21 protein-coding genes are annotated in these 19140 nt (G+C 68.0%); 6 read left to right on the top strand and 15 right to left on the bottom strand.

Annotated features, from left to right (window positions below; genetic code table 11):
* Positions 1-50 precede the first annotated feature (50 nt).
* Together ACSSVZ_RS00980 and ACSSVZ_RS00975 are read right to left on the bottom strand one after the other, a co-directional pair.
* Positions 51-1217: an ABC transporter substrate-binding protein gene (locus ACSSVZ_RS00980; RefSeq protein WP_453967728.1), complete on the bottom strand. Its 1167-nt coding sequence runs from the start codon at positions 1215-1217 to the stop codon at positions 51-53.
* A gap of 319 nt (positions 1218-1536) precedes the next feature.
* Positions 1537-1896, bottom strand: coding sequence for a hypothetical protein (locus tag ACSSVZ_RS00975; protein ID WP_453967727.1), 360 nt, complete (start codon positions 1894-1896; stop codon positions 1537-1539).
* Positions 1897-2106: 210 nt separating this feature from the next.
* On the opposite strand from ACSSVZ_RS00975, the gene ACSSVZ_RS00970 reads away from it, so the two are divergent.
* Both ACSSVZ_RS00970 and ACSSVZ_RS00965 read left to right on the top strand, forming a co-directional pair.
* The gene (locus ACSSVZ_RS00970; protein ID WP_453967726.1) at positions 2107-2712 is read left to right on the top strand and encodes a TetR/AcrR family transcriptional regulator C-terminal ligand-binding domain-containing protein; all 606 of its coding nucleotides are present in this window, start codon (positions 2107-2109) and stop codon (positions 2710-2712) included.
* Positions 2709-3206: a GNAT family N-acetyltransferase gene (locus ACSSVZ_RS00965; protein ID WP_453967725.1), complete on the top strand. Its 498-nt coding sequence runs from the start codon at positions 2709-2711 to the stop codon at positions 3204-3206. The genes ACSSVZ_RS00970 and ACSSVZ_RS00965 overlap by 4 nt, the downstream gene beginning before the upstream one ends.
* Positions 3207-3394: 188 nt before the next feature.
* Here ACSSVZ_RS00965 and ACSSVZ_RS00960 read toward each other — a convergent pair whose 3' ends face one another.
* Positions 3395-4789, bottom strand: coding sequence for an MFS transporter (locus tag ACSSVZ_RS00960; protein ID WP_453967724.1), 1395 nt, complete (start codon positions 4787-4789; stop codon positions 3395-3397).
* 310 nt (positions 4790-5099) lie between these two features.
* Here ACSSVZ_RS00960 and ACSSVZ_RS00955 point away from each other — a divergent pair, with 310 nt between their 5' ends.
* The gene (locus ACSSVZ_RS00955; protein ID WP_453967723.1) at positions 5100-5948 is read left to right on the top strand and encodes a universal stress protein; all 849 of its coding nucleotides are present in this window, start codon (positions 5100-5102) and stop codon (positions 5946-5948) included.
* Positions 5949-6041: 93 nt separating this feature from the next.
* On the opposite strand, the gene ACSSVZ_RS00950 is transcribed toward ACSSVZ_RS00955, so the two are convergent.
* The 8 genes from ACSSVZ_RS00950 to ACSSVZ_RS00915 form a co-directional block, all read right to left on the bottom strand.
* Positions 6042-7040: an Ldh family oxidoreductase gene (locus ACSSVZ_RS00950; RefSeq protein ID WP_453967722.1), complete on the bottom strand. Its 999-nt coding sequence runs from the start codon at positions 7038-7040 to the stop codon at positions 6042-6044.
* On the bottom strand, positions 7037-7972 hold the full coding sequence (locus tag ACSSVZ_RS00945; protein WP_453967721.1) for a hydroxyacid dehydrogenase: 936 nt from the start codon (positions 7970-7972) through the stop codon (positions 7037-7039). Before ACSSVZ_RS00945 ends, ACSSVZ_RS00950 begins: the two co-directional genes overlap by 4 nt.
* A gap of 2 nt (positions 7973-7974) precedes the next feature.
* Positions 7975-9147, bottom strand: a complete 1173-nt coding sequence (locus ACSSVZ_RS00940; protein ID WP_453967720.1) for a mandelate racemase/muconate lactonizing enzyme family protein — start codon at positions 9145-9147, stop codon at positions 7975-7977.
* Positions 9148-9171: 24 nt separating this feature from the next.
* Entirely contained in the window at positions 9172-9645 is a 474-nt protein-coding gene (locus tag ACSSVZ_RS00935) for a tripartite tricarboxylate transporter TctB family protein (RefSeq protein ID WP_453967719.1), read from the bottom strand.
* Entirely contained in the window at positions 9635-11137 is a 1503-nt protein-coding gene (locus ACSSVZ_RS00930) for a tripartite tricarboxylate transporter permease (protein ID WP_453967718.1), read from the bottom strand. Before ACSSVZ_RS00930 ends, ACSSVZ_RS00935 begins: the two co-directional genes overlap by 11 nt.
* 197 nt (positions 11138-11334) lie before the next feature.
* The gene (locus ACSSVZ_RS00925) at positions 11335-12297 is read right to left on the bottom strand and encodes a tripartite tricarboxylate transporter substrate binding protein (RefSeq protein ID WP_453967717.1); all 963 of its coding nucleotides are present in this window, start codon (positions 12295-12297) and stop codon (positions 11335-11337) included.
* Between the two features lie 195 nt (positions 12298-12492).
* A complete protein-coding gene (locus tag ACSSVZ_RS00920; protein ID WP_453967716.1) occupies positions 12493-13674 on the bottom strand; it encodes a UxaA family hydrolase in 1182 nt (393 codons plus the stop codon).
* A 13-nt stretch (positions 13675-13687) separates the two neighbouring features.
* Positions 13688-13975: a UxaA family hydrolase gene (locus tag ACSSVZ_RS00915; RefSeq protein ID WP_453961901.1), complete on the bottom strand. Its 288-nt coding sequence runs from the start codon at positions 13973-13975 to the stop codon at positions 13688-13690.
* A gap of 101 nt (positions 13976-14076) precedes the next feature.
* On the opposite strand from ACSSVZ_RS00915, the gene ACSSVZ_RS00910 reads away from it, so the two are divergent.
* The 3 genes from ACSSVZ_RS00910 to ACSSVZ_RS00900 all read left to right on the top strand — a co-directional run bounded on the left by ACSSVZ_RS00910 (position 14077) and on the right by ACSSVZ_RS00900 (position 15969).
* Complete coding sequence (locus tag ACSSVZ_RS00910) at positions 14077-14844, top strand: GntR family transcriptional regulator (protein ID WP_453967715.1); 768 nt, start codon at positions 14077-14079, stop codon at positions 14842-14844.
* A gap of 100 nt (positions 14845-14944) precedes the next feature.
* Complete coding sequence (locus ACSSVZ_RS00905) at positions 14945-15376, top strand: OsmC family protein (RefSeq protein WP_453967714.1); 432 nt, start codon at positions 14945-14947, stop codon at positions 15374-15376.
* Between the two features lie 155 nt (positions 15377-15531).
* Entirely contained in the window at positions 15532-15969 is a 438-nt protein-coding gene (locus tag ACSSVZ_RS00900; protein WP_453967713.1) for an RrF2 family transcriptional regulator, read from the top strand.
* Here ACSSVZ_RS00900 and ACSSVZ_RS00895 read toward each other — a convergent pair.
* From ACSSVZ_RS00895 to hemP, 4 genes are read right to left on the bottom strand one after another with little or no spacing between them, the layout of a single operon-like run.
* Positions 15918-16745: a heme ABC transporter ATP-binding protein gene (locus ACSSVZ_RS00895; protein ID WP_453967712.1), complete on the bottom strand. Its 828-nt coding sequence runs from the start codon at positions 16743-16745 to the stop codon at positions 15918-15920. The genes ACSSVZ_RS00900 and ACSSVZ_RS00895 overlap by 52 nt on opposite strands.
* Positions 16746-16749: 4 nt before the next feature.
* Positions 16750-17781: a FecCD family ABC transporter permease gene (locus ACSSVZ_RS00890; RefSeq protein ID WP_453967711.1), complete on the bottom strand. Its 1032-nt coding sequence runs from the start codon at positions 17779-17781 to the stop codon at positions 16750-16752.
* Positions 17782-17840: 59 nt separating this feature from the next.
* Entirely contained in the window at positions 17841-18827 is a 987-nt protein-coding gene (locus tag ACSSVZ_RS00885; protein WP_453967710.1) for a heme/hemin ABC transporter substrate-binding protein, read from the bottom strand.
* 16 nt (positions 18828-18843) lie between these two features.
* Positions 18844-19047: a hemin uptake protein HemP gene (hemP, locus tag ACSSVZ_RS00880; protein WP_453967709.1), complete on the bottom strand. Its 204-nt coding sequence runs from the start codon at positions 19045-19047 to the stop codon at positions 18844-18846.
* Positions 19048-19140 lie beyond the last annotated feature (93 nt).

Raw genomic sequence — 19140 nt, 5'->3', positions numbered from 1 at the left:
GCGATGCGGGCCGTCGCTCCGCAGACCAACGGCCCGCACCCTCCCCTCGCCTATTCCTTGCCGGGGTCGACCACCATCGGCATCGTCTCGAACTCGATGTTGTAGAGCCCGTCGGGCGTGGCCTTGGTCTCGCGGATGTAGATGTTCTGGACGATGTCGCGGTCCTCGGCGCTGATCTCGATCGGCCCGCGCGGGCTTTCGAACGTCATGCCGGTCAGGAGCTTCATCACCTTCTCCCCGTCGGAGACGTCGCCGCCCAACTCCTCGGTCGCCTTGTAGATCGCGGCGAGGCCGTCATAGGCCGCCACCGCCATGAAGTTCGGCCGCGGCGAGCCGCCGGAGACTTCGGCGTAGGACGCGATGAACTTCTTGTTCAGCTCGCTGTCGTGGGCGGCGGAATAATGCGCCGAGGTGATCAGGCCGACGGCGGCGTCGCCCATGGAGTCGAGAGAATTGTCGTCGACCAGATCGCTGGTGCCCAGCGCCTTGATGCCGTCGGTGTCGAGGCCGCGGGCCCGGTAGGCCTTCAGCATCGTGTTGGCCAGTTCGCCCGACGGGAACCACATGAAGATGGCGTCCGGCTTGGCGTCCTTGATGCGCTGCATGTAGGGCCCGAAGTCCGGGCTGGAGAGCGGCACGGCGATCTCGCCGACGATCTCGCCGCCGCCGGCCTTGAAGATCTTGGTGAACTGGGTGTTGGCGTCGCGGCCCGGCGCGTAGTCGGCGTAGAGGGTGTAGACGGTCTTGATGTCCTGCTGGTTCGCCCACTTGGCGATGCCGAACGCGTGTTGCGCGAGGGTCATGGAGACGCGCGCGATGTAGGGCGACTTGGTCGGAATGCTCGAGGTCGCCGCGTTGAAGATGATCATCGGCGTCTTCGATTCCGTCGCCAGCGGCGCCGCGGCGAAGGCGTTCGGGCTGAAACCGTAGCCGACGAGGAAGTCGACCTTGTCGCGGACGATGAGCTCCTGGGTCAGGCGCTTGGCGACGTCCGGGTTGGGGCCGCCGCTGTCCTTGACGACGATCTCGACCGGGCGACCGGCGACCGTGTCGCCGTGCTGCGCCATGTAGGTCTTCATCCCGTTCATCATCTGCAGGCCATACTCGGCCTGGGCGCCCGACATCGGCGCCACGAAGCCAAGCTTCAGGGGCTCGGCAGCGGCCGCGGTCCCGGCGAGCAGCACCGTAGCCAAAAGCGTCGCAGCAAGTCTCGCCATGTCCGTCTCCCTCTCAAGTCCGCACACATCGATAGATCAGGGCGGGAGGATAGGTCAGCGAATTTCGATATTGCAACGGAAATTCGTTTGAGGCCCCTCGGGAATCAGGGCGCTGCGCAAAGCTTGGGGCACCAAGCCCGAAAACTAGACAGAGGTTGAGCCATTTGGAGGCGGCCCTGCCACCCGGACGGGCCGTGGAGCCGATCGCATCCGCCGAACGATCGTTGCGGAATCCGGTTCGATATTTCGAAATTCACTGGCGCAATCTCTGCCGCCTCCAGCGCTGCCCATGGCGACGGGCCACAAGCGGACGGACGCATCAGAGGGGAGGATCGGCCGGCGGAAGGCCGTTGTCCGGCGGCTCCGGCTCCCGCTTGCGGAGCAGCGGATCAATGCACAGCCGCAGCAGGAAGATGCCGGGGAGCGCCAGGATCGCCACCACGCGTACGACCGGATTGTTCCAGTCGGCGCCCTGATCGGCCAGCACCATCAGGCCGACCGCCACGGGCCATGCGATCACCGTCCAGATCAGGGCCCGCCGAGCCCGGCCGGTCGAGGTCACCTGTTCAGTCTGTTTCTCCGTCATGGGTCGCACATTCGCAACAAAACGCGCGGCTTCAAAGGCTGGAATCAGGAATTCCTGCGATGCGCCCGTCGCCGGACCACCTTCGGATGGCAACCTGCCCTCCACCGACGACCGGCCTTCGTCGCTCAGGTTCCCGCATGAACGGCCCCTGGGCACGTGCACGGCGCAGATGAGATCGTCGACGGTAAACGAGGGCGCGCACCGGCCTCGGCGCGGAGTGTCACCACACCACCATTTCAGCACCCGGTCGCTGGCTCGCAGTCAATCTAGACGATACGTCTCGTTTCGTTTAAATTCATCAGAATGAATATGACCCGTGCCTCCAACCCGCGCCGCTCGACGGCAAGACACCGCACCATTCTCGATGCCGCCAGAACATGCGTCATCCGCGATGGATACGCGGCAGTGACGATCGAAGCCGTGGCGGCCGAGGCGGGAGCGGGCAAGCAGACGATCTATCGCTGGTGGCCCACCAAGGCGGCACTCTACGTCGAGGTCTATACGGAGATTGTCAGCCGGCAGGCGCTTGCCGCGCCTGGCGAGGGGCCGGCGGTCGAACGACTGTCGGCGATGCTGCGCCGGCTCTTCCGGCTCTATCGGGAGACGCCTGCGGGCGCGATCCTCGCCGGCCTGGTGGGCGCCTCGCCCGCCGATCCGACGACGCGCGCTGCCGTCGCCGAGGGCCTCGTGATCGGGCGCGCCGACCTCGTGGGAACGATCGTCGACGCCGCCGTGGCGGCCGGCGAGATCCGAGGCTCCGCTGCGGTCGCGAACGAGATCGTTGTCGCGCTGGTCTGGAAGCGGCTGCTGATGAACCCCGACAGTCTGTCCGACGCCTTTGCCGGCAGGCTCGCGGCCATCGCGATCGCGGCGGCAGAGGCCGATCCGCGTCCGGGGGATCCGACATGACCGACGCGGTCGTTTTCGATGGCTATCGTCCGGGGGCGATCGGCGCCACCCTCGCCCTCCACATGGACTATTACGGCCCGCACTGGACCTTCGGGGCCCCGTTCGAGGCGACTCTTGCCTGCGAGCTCGGCGCGTTCATCGCCCGGTTCGACGCCGGCCGCGACCTCTTCCTCACCGCTTTCGACGCCTCGGGAACGCTCATCGGCACGATCACCGTGGACGGACTGGACGCCGCCGGCGACGGGGCACGGGTGCGGTGGTTCGTCATCGCGTCCCGGGCGCGCGGCCGCGGCATCGGCAAACGGCTGATGGAGCGTGCGATGCGCTTCGTCGACGACCGCGGCTACGCCCGGACCTATCTGACCACCTTCGCCGGGCTGGACGCCGCGCGCGCCCTCTATGAGCGGCACGGCTTCCGCCTCGTCTCCGAAACCGATCCGGATCCGTGGACCGGCACGCGGCCGATCCAGCGCTTCGAGCGCCACTCGGGGTAGCGACGTCCACGGACGACCCGCCGGAGGCGGTCATGCTGGGCTATTTCTGGCTTCACGATCCACGGCACCGCCCCGCCGTCCAGCGCGCCCACGGCCTGCATGGGCAGGCGCTCCGGTCGCTGGCGCGCCGGGTCTTCCGCCTCGGTCGTGGATAGGCCTGCTCGGCAGCCCCCGGTCCGGGGCGCGCCTCAGATCCGGCGCAGCGGCAGCGTCCAGGCGAGATACATCGCGATCGTTCCGAAGCAGGCGATGCACAGGAAGGCATTGCGGAAGGCCAGGTCCAACCCGTCGCGGATCGCCGCCTGCTGCTCGGCCGGCAGGTTTGCCAGCGCTTCCGGCCCCGCCTGGACGAGGCTCGCGAACGCCGCGGCCGCCTCCGGATTCGTCAGCGCGAGAGAGGAAAACAAGACGACGCCCACCAAGGCCGTTCCCACGGCCGCGCCCAGCGAACGCGAGAACTGCACCGTCGCCGCCCCCGCTCCTAGCTGCTTGGCGCCGGCACCGAGCTGGACGGTCAGCTGCACCACGCCCATCACCGTTCCCATGCTCAGCGCGAGCAGCCCGAACACGCCGGCGATCTGGTTCGTGCCGAGATGGGGAGCGGCGAACGCGATGAAGACGAGGATCGTGACCGCCGACGTCAGCCCCCACGACGGGAAGATGGCCGTCATGCCGGTGCGACCGACGATCCGGCCGGTGACCAGCGACCCCAGGCCGATGCCGGCCGTCAGCGGCAGCAGCAACAGGCCCGTTTCGGCCGCCGACGCGCCGTGGGCGACCCGGTAGAAGAACGGCAGGTAGGTGATGAGGGAGACCAGCATGCCGCCGTGGCAGGCCGCCAGCGCATCGCAGCGCCAGACGGCCGGATTGCCCATCAGCGGCAGCGGCAGCAGCGGCGACGGCGCGCGCCGCTCGCGCCGGAACAGCAAGACGACCGAGGCGATTGCGGCGATCAGCAGCACCGTCTGCCAGAACCAGTTGCCGAGGAACACGTCCTGCACCTGCTCGAGCATGATCAGCACGCAGCTGATGAAGGCGGCGAACCAGAACAGCCCCATTCCGTCGAAGCGGAACGATTCGCCGGAGCCCGGGCGCTTCGGCAGCTTGAGGGCCAGCAGGACGGCAAGGGCGCCGAGCGGCAGGTTGATGAGGAACACCGACTGCCAGCCGAAATGCTGGGTGAGGATGCCGCCGGCGACCGGTCCGAAGGTGCTGGACGTCACGGCCACGGTGGCGATGTAGCCCTGGTACCGGGCGCGTTCGCGCGGCGTGACGGTCTCTCCCACCAGCGCCTGCGAGAGGGTCATGAGGCCGCCGCCTCCGATCCCCTGCAGGATGCGGCCGAAGGTCAGCATCTCGATGGAAATGGAGAGCGCGCAGACGACCGAAGCGACGATGTAGACCGCCAGCGCGACGAACATCAGCCGTCTGCGGCCGAGGACATCGCCGAGCCGGCCATAGACCGGCGCCGCGATCGTCGCCGCCACCAGATAGGAAACCACCACCCAGGAAAGCCGGTCGACCTCGCCGAAGGTGGTTGCGATCGCCGGAAGCGCGGTGGCGACGATTGTCTGATCGACCACGGCCAGAAAGATCGGCAGAATGATCGAGGGAAAGACGGTCAGAAAACCGCTACGCTGTTCAGGTCCGGATTCGGAGGGGGATTCGGGCTCGGACGTGGACATCGCAGGCGGGACTTTCAAAAATTTCTGAGGGAAAAATGCACGCAGAATCGAAGGAGAGAAGCATTTTAGAGCACGGGCGGAACGCCATGTTCCACCGCGCGACCCGAGGCGGGTCCAACTCTATGACGATTCCGCCAATTGGGAACGTCCCGCAGGTCCATTCGGGTTCGAAATGCTCCAATCGGATGTTCCGTTCCGGGGAGGACGCATGAAAACGATCCTGGTGCCCGTCGAGTCGCACGATTCCAGCGGGCGGCTCCTCTCGCTTGCCGCAAAGCTCGCGGGCAAGTTCGATGCGGTGGTCACCGGCTTCGCGCTGCGACGGCCGCACATCGCCGCAATCGGCTGGGACCCGGCGAGCGTCGCGATCGTCACGGATCCCGACTGGGACGATCAGCGTTCCGAGGCAGATGCCCATGCGCTGTTCGATCGGATCATGACCGAAGCCGGCCTCGCCCGGGCCGAAATGCCGGGCGCTCCGGTCGGCAGCGGAGCGCGCTTCCGCTGGCACACGGAACCGGCCAGCGGGGACGAGTTTCTCGGCTGTTTCGGCCGGTCGTTCGACCTGACCCTCGTCGGCCAGCCGAGCGTGAAGGCAGCCGGCAGCTCCATCACCTCGCTGGAGGCAGCGCTGTTCGACAGCGGCGGACCGATCCTGGTGGGCCCGCAGGTACCGGTCGAGGCCTTCGGGGCGACCGTCGGCATCGTCTGGAATGGATCGAGCGAGACCGCCCGGACCATCGCCTTTGCCAAGCCGCTGATGCGCCTCGCCAGCCGCGCGGTGGTCTTTGCCGACGATGGCGGGCTCGGCCACCGCCCCGGCGGCGCGCAGATTCAGCGGCGGCTCGCGGAGAACGGCATCGCCTCCGAGCTGAAGCTGCTGCCGGACGGCAAGATCCGCTCCGGCGAGACAATCCTCGCCGAAGCGAAGAGCTTTGGCTGCGATCTGCTGGTGAAAGGCGCCTACACCCAGAGCCGGCTGCGGCAGATGATCTTCGGCGGCGCCACGCGCTATCTGATCGCCGAATCGCCCATGCCCGTGTTCATGGCGCACTGAACGCCCGTCCGATCGGGTGAGGCACCTGATCGGACCGCGACGAGATTCACACCAGAGTCCGCCGGCCGGGGCGATCGACGCAGCCGTGCCGTCTCAAACGGCGCCGAACTTCGCGATCATCGCGGCCGGCAGCACGATCCCCTCCCGCCGGGCCCTCTCGCGGTTGTCGAAGCGGCGGCGGCCGGGAAGCCGGGCCCCGTCCTGTCCTTCGATCAGCCCCGCGAGCACCGCCATCCGCGCGGCGAACCCGTCGCCGCCGAACGCCGGCGGCGAGAATGCCAGGATCAGCTGCCCGGTGCCGGGAGGCGCGCCATCCGCATCGAAGAAGTTGGTTGCCTCCGGGGCGAAGTTGGCCCCGGTGAGGCCGGCGGCCAGGATCTCGACCACCAGCGCCAGCGCCGCGCCCTTGGCGTCCCCCATGGCGACCATGGTGCCCTTGAGCGCCGCTTCCGGATCGGTGGTCGGCGCGCCGTCCGGGCCGAGCGCCCAGCCTTCGGGGATCGGCTTGCCCTCCTGCTTCGCCTTCATGATGTTGCCGCGCGCCACCTTCGAGAGCGACAGATCGACCACCAGCGGCTCGGCGCCCTCGACCGGCACCGCAAACGCGATCGGGTTGGTGCCGAACACCGCCTTCGAGCCGCCCCACGGCGCGATCGCCTCGGGCGTGTTGGCGAACATCAGCCCGACCAGCCCGTAGCGGGCGAGCCGCTCCACGTGGTGCCCCGCCGCGCCGCAGTGGTGCGAGCGGCGAATGCCTGCCGCCGCCACACCAGTCTTCGGCGTCAGCGCCTCGAGCTCGGTGAGCGCCACGTCGATCGCCGGATAGGCGAAGCCGTTGGCGCCGTCGACGGCGATCGCCGCGGCCGCCCGGTGATCGACGGTCGGCGTGGCCTGGCCGTCGACCTTGCCGGATGCCGCCTGGGCGGAATAGCTGTCGAGGCGCGACAGGCCGTGGCCCTTCAGCCCGTCGGCTTCGGCCAGCACCAGCGCATCGGCCACCAGGGCGGCGTTGTCCGCGCTGGTGCGATGCCCCTCGAGAACGCGGGCGACGTAGGCGCGGGCAACTTCGAGGCTGACGGTGGTGTCGCTCATCGGCCGGTCTCCAGCGCGGTCAGAATGCTCTCGGCGGTCATCCAGCTTACCCGGACATTTGCCTCGTCGGTAACTCCGGCGATGTGCGGCGTGAGGATCAGGTTGGGACAGCCGGCGAAGACACCGCCCTTGGCCGCATCGAGCGGCTCGCCGGCAAACACGTCCAGCGCCGCGCCGGCAAGCCGGCCGTCCTTCAGGGCGGCGGCCAGGGCCGGTTCGTCGACGACGCCGCCGCGGGCGGTGTTGATCAGGATCGCCGTGTCCTTCATCGCCGTGATGGTCGTCTCCCCGAACAGGTTGCGCGTCGCATCGGAGAGCGGGATGTGCAGGCTGACGACGTCGGCGCGCGCGGCCAGTTCGTCCAGCGCCGCCACCCGCTCGGTGCCCTGCCAGGCAGGGTCGCCGTCCGCCACGAACGGGTCGTAGGCGGCAACGATCATGCCGAACGCCTTGGCACGCACGGCGACCTCGCGGGCGATCCCGCCGAATCCGACGAGGCCCATGGTCCGGCCGTAGAGTTCGCCGCCGACGAGCTCGGCGCGTGGCCATTCCCCGGCGACGAGGCGCTCGGTGGAGGTGTAGGAGCCGCGCACCAGCACCAGCGCTGCGGCCATCACGTATTCCGCCACCGCGACCGCGTTGGCCCCGGTCGCCGGGAACACCTTCACGCCGCGCACCTTGCAGGCCGCCACATCGATGTTGTCGAGGCCGACGCCAAGGCGGCCCACCGCCTCCAGCTTCGGCGCCGCGGCGAGCATCTCCGCCGTCACCTGGGTGCGGTTGCGCACGATGATCGCCCGCGCCTCGGCCAGCAGCGCGGGGATCTCCGCCGGACGGTCGGCGAGCGACGGATCGTGATGGACGGAGACACGCTTGCGCAGGAGGTCGACGGCAGGCGTGTCCATGAATTCGGTGATGACGACGTCGGCCATGGTCAGTCGATCTCCAGGATGTCGCGCAGATGGTCGTGGAGGACGCGCTTCAGCTCGATGCCGATGCCCGGCGTGTCGTGCAGGGTGGCGCGGCCGTCGCGGATCTCGCTGTCGTCGGCAAAGCCGCCGAACGGATGGAACACGCCGGGATAGGATTCCGACCCGCCGAGCCCGAGGCCGGCGGCCATGTTGAGAGCGAACTGGTGGCCGCCATGGGGGATGAAACGCCGCCGCGACCAGCCCATCTGGTCGACCACGTCGAGCACGTTCAGATATTCCGACAGGCCGTAGGAGAGCGCCGGGTCGAGCTGGATCCAGTCCCGGTCCGGCCGCATCCCGCCGTAGCGCAGCAGGTTGCGCAGGTCCTGATGGGAGAACAGGTTCTCGCCGGTGGCGATGGGACCCGGATAGTGCTCTGAAAGCGCGGCATTCAAAGCATAGTCGAGAGGATCGCCGGCCTCCTCGTACCAGAACAGGCCGTAGGGGGCGACGCCCCTGCCGTAGGCGAGCGCCGTCTCCAGGTCGAACCGGCCGTTGGCATCGACCGCCAGGTTGTGGCCGCCGCCGACCACGTCGAGCACCGCCTCGATGCGCTTCAGGTCGTCGGCGAGCGGCGCCCCGCCGATCTTCATCTTGACGATCGAATAGCCGGCATCCTGGTAGCCGCGCATCTCGTCCTGCAGCGCGTCGAGACCCTTGCCCGGGTAGTAGTAACCGCCGCCCGGGTAGACCATCACCGTCTCGTCGGCGGTTCCTCCGGAGTAGCGGTCGGCGAGCAGGCGCCACAGCGGCTGCCCCGCCTGCTTGGCCACCACGTCCCACACCGCCATGTCGAGTGCGCCGGCCGCAACCGCCCGGTCGCCGTGGCCGCCGGGCTTCTCGTTGGTCAGCGCGGTGCAGGAGACCTTGAGCGCATCCAGGTTGGCGCCACTCTCGTCGAGCAGGCTCTCCGGCGCCGCCTCCATGATCCGCGGAATGAACCGCTCGCGCAGGATGCCGCCCTGGGCGTAGCGGCCGTTGGAGGAGAATCCGAAGCCCACCAGCGGCTTGCCGTCCAGCACCTGGTCGGTGATCACCGCGACCACGCTGACGGTCATCTTGTCGAAGCTGATGTACGCGTTGGAGATCGCCGATTCGATCGACGCCGTCCGCTCGCGGATGTCCACAATACGCATAGTCCTGCCCGATGATTTGCTGGTTCAGAAGAGGCGGGCTTCCGGCAGCGGCACCTGCAGGCCGTAACGGAAGAGCGCGAAGAAGCCGCCGACGATGACGATGCCGATGACCGGATAGAGGAGCATGTTCCGCGGCGTCCACGGATCGTGCATGGCGACGACGATCAGGCAGAGAAAGGCGATGATCCCCGATGCCAGGAAGCCGATCCACGGCATGGCGATCACCGAAAGGAGCATGACGGCGACGAGCGCCACCCGGCGCGGGGTGGAGCCCCCCTTCTCCCGCAGGGTGCGCGGTCCCGGCAGCAGCGCGTAGATCAGATAGCCGAGCGACGAGAGCACCAGGCCGATGGAGACTGCCCTCGGGAAGACGGCGGAATCGATGTCGGCATACGTCGTGGTGTCGTAGAGCGCGATGGCACCGACCACGATGAACACCGCCGCGGCGGCCATGCCGCCGATGTCGCGGGCATTGGTCTGGGGTGCGTCAGTCTGCATTGTTCGCCCTCCGGCGCGCGGCCCGGGCCTGCAGCAGCGGCAGGAACAGCGAGACCAGCGTGAACAGGATGATGCCGAGCGAGATCGGCCGGCCGAAGAACATGCTCCAAAGGTCGCCGGTCGCCGACCCGATGGTCCAGGCCTGCACGAAGCCCTGCTCCGCGATCGGCCCCAGGATGATGCCGAGCACGATCGGCGAGGCGGCGATGCCCACCCGGCCCAGCACCCAGCCGACCGTACCGAGCGAGATCATGACGATCACGTCGGAGACGGAGTTGCGGATCGCGTAGGAGCCGATGATCGTCATGAAGGCAACCGACGGCACCAGCAGCGCCTTCGGCAGCGTGACCACGGTCTTGTAGGCGTAACGGCCGATCAGCAGGCCGACGGGCAGCATCAGCAGCGTCGCCAGGAACAGCCCGTAGATGAAGGTATAGACGATCGAGCTCTGGGTCTCGAAGAGTTGCGGTCCGGTGCGCACGCCCTGCACCAGCAGCGCGCCGAGGATCACCGCGTCCGGCGGCGTGCCGGGAATGCCCAGAACCAGGGTCGGGATCAGACCGCCGCCGACGGTGGCGTTGTTGGCCGATTCCGTCGCGATGATGCCGCCCGGCTCGCCGCTGCCGTATTTCTGGCCCGGCCGCGCCGCCCGCCGGGCCTCGGCATAGGCGACCAGGCCCGCGACCGATCCGCCAGCGCCGGGAAGGATGCCGACGACGGTGCCGATGATGGAGCTGCGGACCAGATTGATCTTTTCGCGCCAGACGACCGGCAGGGCCTCCGCGAGCCGGAAGCCGCGCTGCTCGGCCTCGACCTTCAGATGGCGGTCGGGCGTGGCGACGAGATCGATCAGCACGGGAATGCAGTAGAGACCGATCAGCGCCGAGACCACCTCGATGCCGCCGATCATGGTCTGACTGCCGAAGGTAAGCCGCACGTCGGCGCTGATCTCGGCAACGCCGACGCAAGAGAGCAGCAGCCCGAAACAGGCGCCGATGAGCCCCTTGGCCAGCGCCCCCTCCGACAGCGCCGCGATCAGCGACAGCCCGAAGATCGCCAGCCAGAAATATTCCACCGGCCCGAAGGCCAGCGCGACCTCGGAAAGCGGCGGCGACAGCGTCAGCAGGAACAGCGCGCCGACGAGGCCGCCGACCACGCTGGCGAGACATGCGAGGGTGACCGCCAGGTCGCCGTCGCCGCGCTTGGCCATCGGGTAGCCGTCGAAGGTGGTGCCGATCGCCGACGGCGTGCCGGGGGTGTTGAGCAGGATCGCCGAATAGGCGCCGCCGTAGATGGCGCCGGTGTAGATCGCGCCCAGCAGAATGAGTGCGGATGCGGGAGGCATGGTGAACGTCAGCGGGACCAGAACCGCCACCGCCATCGTCGCGGTCAGTCCCGGGATCGATCCGATGATCGTCCCGGCTGCGACGCCGCCCAGTGCCAGCAGCACGTTGGTCAGCGTCAGAGCCTGCGCCAGGTGCTCTCCGAGCATCGCGGCCTCGTTCCTGGATCGTGCCTCTGCTGCGGACGATGCCCGGCGCGGCGACGATGATCGATCTGATAAGCGGAAGCGTTTGGGCGGGGGCACGAATGCCCGCCCCGATCGTGCGAACCGCCGGTTTGGGGTCCGGATCCTCCCGGCAGCGGCAGGCCGCCGCCGGGAGGGACCTCACAGGATCGAGAGGGTCCTTACTTCAGAATGCCGGCCGACTTGCCGGCCTTCACGTACTCGTCCTCGCGCGCCTTCATGAAGGCGGGCACGTCCTTGTAGGGCACGTCCATCAGGGCGAAGCCACCGTCGAGCATCTGCTTCTGGAACTTCGGATCGGCGTTGATCTCGCCGATCATGTCCGACCACTTCTGGCGCAGCTCTTCGGGCGTGGACTTCGGCACGGCGATGCCGCGATAGGCGCCGCCGACGAGGTCGAAGCCGAGCTCCTTGAAGGTCGGCACGTCCGGGAACGACGGGTGGCGCTCGTCCATGGCGACCGCGAGCATGCGCACCTTGTCGCCCTGCTGGGCGCCCACTGTGGTGTAGCCCCATTCGGCCTTGACCTGGTCGCCGAGCATCGCCGTCACGGCCGCGCCGGTGCCCTTGAACGGCACGTAGGTGGTCTTGATACCCGCCATGTCGTCGAAGCGCACGGACGCGAGATGGTTCGCGGTGCCCTTGCCGGATCCGGAGAAGGTGACCTGGCCAGGGTTCTCCTTGGCGTAGTCGATCAGGTCCTGCAGCGTCTTGAAGTCGCTGTCGGCGGGCACGACGATCGCGTCCGGCGTGTAGTGGAACCAGTAGATGCCGACGATGTCGTCGGTGGTATAGCCCACATCCTTCTGGGCGGGCTGGATCACGATATGCGGCAGGTTGATGCCCATGATCGTGTAGCCGTCCCCGTTGTAGGAGTTGAGCTGCGACCAGCCCACGGCGCCACCACCGCCCGGCTTGTAGGACACGACGAGGTCCTCACCGAACATCTGCTTGAAATAGGGCTGCTGCAGTCGCGCGGAAATGTCGGATTCACCGCCCGGGCCGAACGGGATGACGTAGTCGACGGCTTTGTCGGGGAAATCCTGGGCCTGGGCCATGCCCGCGGCACCGGCGAAAAAGGCCAGCGCAAGACCGGCCCCGATCAGACGACGTGTGTTCTTCATGATAGCTCCTCCCAGAGAGAATGGATGTCGACGTGTTCTTAGCGCGGCCCTTGTGACGGTTCGCCGAAGGGTGTGCCTTTGTTGCCCCTTGATGGGGAATATTCGTTCGTCCAACACCCGCTAGGGTGGCAATAGGTTTGCCGGACGGCAACAGCAAAACGCCCGGGCCGTTACCGACCCGGGCGCGACAGTCGATCAGGCGCTCCGATAGAGCTTCGTCATCACGAACTCGCGGTGGCCGAGGGCCTCCGCCGCCGTCGAGCGTCCATTGGCGGTCCGCACGACCATGTCGATGAGCGAGTCGCCGGCGTCGGAGATGGTCATCTCGCGGCGGAGCACCCCCGACACGTCGACATCGACGTGCTCGGACATGGTGCGGATGGTGCGCGGGTTCGCGGTGATCTTGATCACCGGCACGATCGGGTTGCCGATGACGTTGCCCTGCCCGGTCGGGAAGGTGTGCACGACGTAGCCGGCAGCCCCCATCAGGGTCACGCACTCGGCGGCCGCCGAGGAGGTGTCCATGAAGTAGAGGCCCGGGCCCTTGGCCGGCGCCTCGGCCGGCTCCAGGACGTCGATGTAGCTGCACTCCCGGCCGATCTTCTCCAGGTTGCCGAGCGCCTTCTCCTCGATGGTGGTCAGGCCGCCCTCGATGTTGCCCTTGGTCGGCTGGGATTCCGACAGATCGCTCGTCTTGAACGGCTCGATCACGTCGTCCATGTAGGCCTGCCAGGTGGCCTTGAACTTCTTCGCCGCCTCCGGGTTGGCCGCGCGCGCCTCGCAGAGATGCTCCGCGCCGGTCAGCTCAGAGGTCTCGCCGAAGCAGCCGTAGATGCCGTGCGGCATCAGCTTGTCGTACATGTTGCCGACGGTCGGGCACGAGCCGAGACCGGTCGTGGTGTCGGACTCGCCGCACTTGGTGGAGATCCACAGATCGGAGACCGGGCAGCTCTCGCGCTGGAGCTCGGTCGCCCAGTGGACGAAGTCCTTCGCCGCGCGGGAGGCGTTCATGATCGTCTTCAGATCGCCGTTCTGCTCGATCGAGAACGCCGCCACCGGCTTGCCGGTCTTGGCGATGCCGTCGGCGATCACCTGCGTCCAGCCCGGCTCGATGCCGATGACCACCACGGCGGCCACGTTCGGGTTGGCGCCGGTGCCGATCATCGTGCGGAAATGCAGGTCGAGGTCCTCGCCGAACTGCAGCCGTCCGTAGGCGTGCGGCAGGGCCAGCGTGCCCTTGATGTTGTTCGCCACCGCCTCGCAGGCGGCGTTCGAGATGTCGTCCACCGGCAGGATGACCACGTGATTGCGGACGCCGACGCGGCCGTTCTCGCGGCGGTAGCCCTGAACGGTAAGCTCGTCGTATGCGGTTGCCATCGAATTCGCCTCCCTACCAGCGCTTCGTCTTCAGATTGTGCACGTGGACGTGGCCGCCCTCTTCGACGTCCTGCACGATCTTGCCGATGTCCTGACCGTACTTGGTCGCCGTGTCGCCGGCCTTCAGCGCCTTGAGAGCGATCTTGTGGCCGATCGGCACGTCGTGTTTCGCCGTAAGGTGGAAATCCGAATTGTCTTCGGTCACGACACAGAGCATGTCGGTCCCGGCTTTGAGATCCTCGATGACCACGACGCCGACATTGTCGGCCTTGTCATGCACCAGGAGGTGCGGAACGCTCATCCCGTTTCAACTCCCCGTAAATTGGTATAGCCTGCTCCGACAGGTCTTATATAAGACATAAGATACGAGATCGATTGTCAATGGCGCCGGGAGAGAGATTGATGAAAGGGGCTGGGAAGGCCGGCACTGCCGTCTCGGACATCCCGGACGCCGAAGACCCGCCGGGCTTCCGCCCGCTCTACAAGCAGGTGCGCGATATCCTGACACGCCGCCTCTCCGAGGGCGTCTGGGCGCCCGGCGCCATGCTGCCCAGCGAACAGGAACTGGCCAGCTCGCTGGCCGTCAGCCAGGGCACCGTCCGCAAGGCTCTCGATGCCATGGCGGCGGAGAACCTCATCGTGCGTCGCCAGGGCCGTGGCACCTTCGTTGCCCGGCAGGACGACGAGCGCGTGCTGTTCCACTTCTTTCGGCTGACCGGCGACGACGGCAGCCACGTGTTTCCAGAGAGCGAGGTGGAGTCGGTCCGCCTGGAAGAGGCAAGCCGCGACGAGGCCGACCGGCTGGCCCTTGCAGCGGGCGACCGGGTCGTCCGGATCCAGCGCACGCGCAGCCTCGGCGGGCGGCCGGTGATCGCCGAGCGCCTCAGCCTGCCGGCCGCCCGCTTCCCGGGCCTGGAGGCGCGCAAGGACCTGCCGAACAACCTCTACGGCCTGTTCGCCCATGACTACGGGGTGAGCATCGCCCGGGCGTCGGAACGCCTGAAAGCCGTCTCGGCCGACAGCGACGCGGCGGCACGGCTGCAACTGGCCGAGGGGGCTCCGGTGCTCGCCATCGAGCGAACGGCCTTTTCGGTGATCGGTGACCCGGTCGAATGGCGCATGAGCCTGTGCGCCACCGATGGCTTTCACTACGATCTGGAGATGCGATGAGACGAGGGGAGCCGCGTGATTGCCCATTGAAGGCAGCGCGGCAGAGGACATTTAGCGACAGTGGGCGGCAGTTCTGCTCCCCGATCAGAAAGGTATCTCCATGACGATCAATCGCACTGCTTCTGCCAAGTGGTCCGGCGGCCTCAAGGACGGCCGCGGATCGATCTCCACCCAGAGCGGCGCGCTGAAGGATCAGCCCTACGGCTTCAAGGCACGCTTCGAGGGCGAGCCGGGCACCAACCCGGAAGAGCTTCTCGGCGCCGCTCATGCCGGCTGCTTCACGATGGCGCTGTCGCTGATTCTCGGCGAAGCCGGCCTGACCGCCGACGAGATGCAGACGACCGCCAAAGTGTCGCTCGATCAGGTCGATGGCGGCTTCTCGATCACCGCGGTGCAGCTGACGCTCAAGGCGAAGATCCCCGGCACCGACGATGCGACCTTCCAGAAGCTCGCGACCGCCGCCAAGGAAAATTGCCCCCTCTCAAAGGTCATCAAGGCCGACATCAGCCTCGACGCGACGCTGGAAGGCTGACGCGCATAGCCGTCCCCTCCCGGACCGACTGCCCGTCGCGACCTGGTCGGCCGCGACGGCCAATCCGGGGGCGAATGCAAAGTCTTTGGGCTGCGTTGTCGACCGGACGCACGACATCGACTAGAGTCACGTCTGCGACACGCGCGAAGGCCCCCATGCGACTTTCACAACAGACCAACAACGCCATTCGCATTCTTGTCTGGTGCGGCCGCCATCATCCAGACCTGACGCCAATCACCGAGATCGCAAGGCTCGCCGGGATCCCCGAGGCCTATGCCTTCAAGCTAGTGAATCTTTTGACGAAAACCAACCTCGTCGCCACGGTGCGCGGGCGCAGCGGCGGCGTGCGCCTGGCGTGCGAACCGGCCGAAATCTCGATCGGCGGCGCCGTGCGCGCACTCGAATCGTTCGAGACGCGCGACGACACCACCGATGGAATCATGCCGCTGATGGACGGTGCGTGGGAGGCCTTCCTGACGCACCTCGACAGCCACCTGCTCACCGACTTCATCGACGGACAGTCGGTCTCGCTGGTCCAGCCTCAGAACACCGACGGAACGGCGTCCGTCTCGTCCAAACGCACCGCCGTCTGAGGCAGCACGAACGGCACCGACCCGTCGGGCAGCGCACCCGGCGACAGCCCGACCCTGAACACGTCCGCCAGCATCGCCTGCGTCACGACGTTTTGCGGCCGGCCGTCGGCGTAGAGGCGCCCCTTGCTCAGCACCAGAAGCCGGTCCGCCCACGCGGCCGCAAGATTGATGTCGTGCAGGATCGCGACCACCGCGCCGCCCCGACGCGCGTGCTCGGACGCCACCTGGAGAATCGCCAGCTGCTGAGCGAGATCCTGGCTCGCCGTCGGTTCGTCGAGGAACAGCAGCGGCATCGGCCCCTGCGCTTCGCATGCCCACAACTGGCACAGGACCCTGGCCAGCTGAGCCCGCTGCTTCTCGCCTCCTGACAGCGTGTCGAAGGTCGCCTCGGACAGGGCGGCGAGCCCGACCGCCGCCAGCGCACGCTCGACGAGCCGCAGCTGCGTCGTCCGGTCGATCGGAAAGGCCGGCACGGTGACGCCGAGCGCGGCAACCTCGCGCACGGTGAACGGAAACGTCAGCACCGACGCCTGCGGCAGCACCGCCCGCCGGCGTGCCAGCACCGACCTCGGCATCCTCTGGAGATCCGTGCCATCGAGCAAGACCCGGCCAGTGTCGGGCGGAGTCTCGCCGACCAGCACCTTCAGGAGCGTCGACTTGCCCGCCCCGTTCGGACCGAGGATGGCAATCCGGGCGCCCGGGGCAACGTCCAGCGAAATCCCTTCGACCAGCCAGCGGCCGCCGCGCCACACACCGATTGTCTCTGCGGTCAGCATCGCCTCACCCCAGCCCGCCGCGCCGGCGCACCAGCAGCCAGATGAAGAAGGGGGCGCCGAGAAGGGCGGTCAGGATGCCGATCGGCAGCTCCGCCGGCGCCACGATGACCCGTGCCACCGAATCGGCGACCAGCAGCAGCGCGCCGCCCAGCAGCGCGCTCCCCGGCAGCACGTAGCGGTGATCCGGCCCGATCACGAGGCGAATGATGTGGGGCACCACGATGCCCACGAAACCGATCACCCCCGAGACGGCCACCGCCGCCCCGACCGCGCAGGCGACCGCGAACATGGCGATCCGTTTCGCGACCTCGGTCGAGACGCCGAGGTGACCCGCCTCCTCCTCGCCGAGCAGGAAGGCGTTCAGGATGCGCGACAGGTAGGGGATAGCCACGATGGTCGCCAGCAGGAAAGGCAGCGTGGCGGCGATTTTCGGCCACGACGCTCCGCTGATGCTGCCGAGCATCCAGAAGTTCAGGTCGCGCAGCTCGCGGTCGTCGCTGCCGAAGATGATGATGCCGACGAAGGCCTGGGTCAGGGCGCCGACCGCGATACCGGCGAGAAGCAGCGTTGCGATCGACGTGTACCCGCCGCGCGTCGCCAGCCGGTAGAGCACCACGGTCGCCAGCAGACCGCCGACGAAGGCGCTGGCGGGAACCGCGAAATCGCCCAGCAAGGCTACGACGGGCGACAGGATCCCGTCGCCCAGTGCGATCACCGAGACCGCCGCCAGCGCCGCTGCACTGGAGACGCCGATCAGGCCGGGATCGGCGAGCGGATTGCGGAACAGCCCCTGCATCACCGCCCCCGACACCGCCAGCGCCCCGCCGACGAGCAGGCCCAGCACGGTGCGCGGCAGCCGGATTTCCAGCAGCACCAGCCGTTCGCGGATTTCGGCAGGCGTCGCCGCATCCTGCCCGTTCCAGACCGCGGCGAGCACCCGCGGCAGGGCATCCAGCGAAATCCCGGTGGCGCCCAGCGAGAGGGACAGCACCACGGTGGCGGCCAGCACCAGCGCCGCACCGCCGATCACCAGCATGCCGGCCGGCCGCCGGCGGCCCGCCCCTGCGGCCGACGGTCCTTGCGACGCCACCGCCGTCACGGCCGCGGGCCCGCCTCATCGGTTGCCAGGTCCGGATAGAGTGCCCGCACCAGCGCCATTGCGGCAGAAGGCGTGCGCGGCCCGAAGCCCAGCAGCAGCTGGCCCTCCATCTTGATCAGATGATCGCCGGTCGCGGCCGGCGTCAGGCGGAAGGCCGGCTCGGCAAGAACGTCCCCGGAATGCCCGGCCGTGCTCTCCATCATGAGGACGGCATCGGGGGCCGCTTCCATGACCGCTTCGTCGCTGATCGGCTTGTAGCCTTCCATCGCGGCGGCGGCATTCTCGGCCCCGGCCAGCGCGATGATGGCATCCGCCGCCGTCCCGGTGCCGGCCACCAGCGGGCGGCCGCTCTGCATCGACATCACGAACAGCACGCGCTTCGGCGCCTCCACCCCTGCCCTCAGCCGGGCCAGGTCGGCAAATCCCGCGTCGACGGAGGCGACCAGGCGGGCCGCAGCCTCTTCGCGGCAGACGACCTGTCCGAGAAACCGGATGCGTTCGGAGACGGCGGCCGGCGTCGTCTCGTCCGACACCGAGATGAACGGCACCGACGACCGCTTGAGCACGTCGGTCGCATCCGGCGGGCCGGCGGCCTCGGAGACGAGCAGGAGGGTCGGCGACATCGACAGGACGCCCTCGGCCGACAGCGCCCGCATGTAGCCGACGTTCGGCTTCTCGGCGAGGGCGGCCGGCGGATAGACGCTCGTGGTGTCGAGGGCGACGATCTTCCCGTCCATGCCGAGGTCGTAGAGGATCTCGGTGATCGCCCCGCCGATGGACACGATCCGACTGGTGTCGAGCGCGCTCTGGCCGCCCGACGAGCAGTCGGGAAGCGTCGTCACCTCTGCGGCGCGGGCCGGCAGCCCTGCCGCGACCACCGCCAGGGCTGCCAGCCCGATCAAGGCACCGGAAACGACGCCCCCCGCCCGCGCGGTTCCCCTTCGCGCCGCCGTCACCCCTGCAAGTCTCGATCGGTCCGTCATTGCTTCACCGTACGCTTCACTTGGTCAGGATCAGGCGCCGGCGCGCCGTGATCCGCAGCCGGTAGAGATCGCCATCGAGCTCGATGAGCGCCTCGCCACCCTCTCCGCAGATCTCCTCGACCTGCCATCTTGGAGGCCTTCCCCGTCCCGTCGGCGGCGTGGACCCGGCCGTGGGGGTCTCCCCCTCGCCGCCGCTCTCGCTCGCTCGCCGATCGGGCACTGTGGAATCCTTCCAAGTTGTTGCTTCTTCGACACATTTTGGCGCAACCGCATTCGGTGCGCCGCTCAATTGTTGACTCACTTAGTCCATATT

The organism is Amorphus sp. MBR-141 (assembly GCF_053628695.1).
Note: the sequence above shows the minus strand (reverse complement) of the source record. Positions and strands in the feature narration are given on the sequence as shown.

Bases quoted from the DNA above. Each gene is read 5' to 3' on its own strand.
- ACSSVZ_RS00980 (WP_453967728.1), bottom strand. From the start codon at position 1,217: ATGGCGAGACTTGCTGCGACGCTTTTGGCTACGGTGCTGCTCGCCGGG.
- ACSSVZ_RS00970 (WP_453967726.1), top strand. From the start codon at position 2,107: ATGAATATGACCCGTGCCTCCAACCCGCGCCGCTCGACGGCAAGACAC.
- ACSSVZ_RS00965 (WP_453967725.1), top strand. From the start codon at position 2,709: ATGACCGACGCGGTCGTTTTCGATGGCTATCGTCCGGGGGCGATCGGC.
- ACSSVZ_RS00955 (WP_453967723.1), top strand. From the start codon at position 5,100: ATGAAAACGATCCTGGTGCCCGTCGAGTCGCACGATTCCAGCGGGCGG.
- ACSSVZ_RS00950 (WP_453967722.1), bottom strand. From the start codon at position 7,040: ATGAGCGACACCACCGTCAGCCTCGAAGTTGCCCGCGCCTACGTCGCC.
- ACSSVZ_RS00945 (WP_453967721.1), bottom strand. From the start codon at position 7,972: ATGGCCGACGTCGTCATCACCGAATTCATGGACACGCCTGCCGTCGAC.
- ACSSVZ_RS00940 (WP_453967720.1), bottom strand. From the start codon at position 9,147: ATGCGTATTGTGGACATCCGCGAGCGGACGGCGTCGATCGAATCGGCG.
- ACSSVZ_RS00935 (WP_453967719.1), bottom strand. From the start codon at position 9,645: ATGCAGACTGACGCACCCCAGACCAATGCCCGCGACATCGGCGGCATG.
- ACSSVZ_RS00930 (WP_453967718.1), bottom strand. From the start codon at position 11,137: ATGCTCGGAGAGCACCTGGCGCAGGCTCTGACGCTGACCAACGTGCTG.
- ACSSVZ_RS00925 (WP_453967717.1), bottom strand. From the start codon at position 12,297: ATGAAGAACACACGTCGTCTGATCGGGGCCGGTCTTGCGCTGGCCTTT.
- ACSSVZ_RS00920 (WP_453967716.1), bottom strand. From the start codon at position 13,674: ATGGCAACCGCATACGACGAGCTTACCGTTCAGGGCTACCGCCGCGAG.
- ACSSVZ_RS00915 (WP_453961901.1), bottom strand. From the start codon at position 13,975: ATGAGCGTTCCGCACCTCCTGGTGCATGACAAGGCCGACAATGTCGGC.
- ACSSVZ_RS00910 (WP_453967715.1), top strand. From the start codon at position 14,077: ATGAAAGGGGCTGGGAAGGCCGGCACTGCCGTCTCGGACATCCCGGAC.
- ACSSVZ_RS00905 (WP_453967714.1), top strand. From the start codon at position 14,945: ATGACGATCAATCGCACTGCTTCTGCCAAGTGGTCCGGCGGCCTCAAG.
- ACSSVZ_RS00900 (WP_453967713.1), top strand. From the start codon at position 15,532: ATGCGACTTTCACAACAGACCAACAACGCCATTCGCATTCTTGTCTGG.
- ACSSVZ_RS00895 (WP_453967712.1), bottom strand. From the start codon at position 16,745: ATGCTGACCGCAGAGACAATCGGTGTGTGGCGCGGCGGCCGCTGGCTG.
- ACSSVZ_RS00890 (WP_453967711.1), bottom strand. From the start codon at position 17,781: ATGCTGGTGATCGGCGGTGCGGCGCTGGTGCTGGCCGCCACCGTGGTG.
- ACSSVZ_RS00885 (WP_453967710.1), bottom strand. From the start codon at position 18,827: ATGACGGACCGATCGAGACTTGCAGGGGTGACGGCGGCGCGAAGGGGA.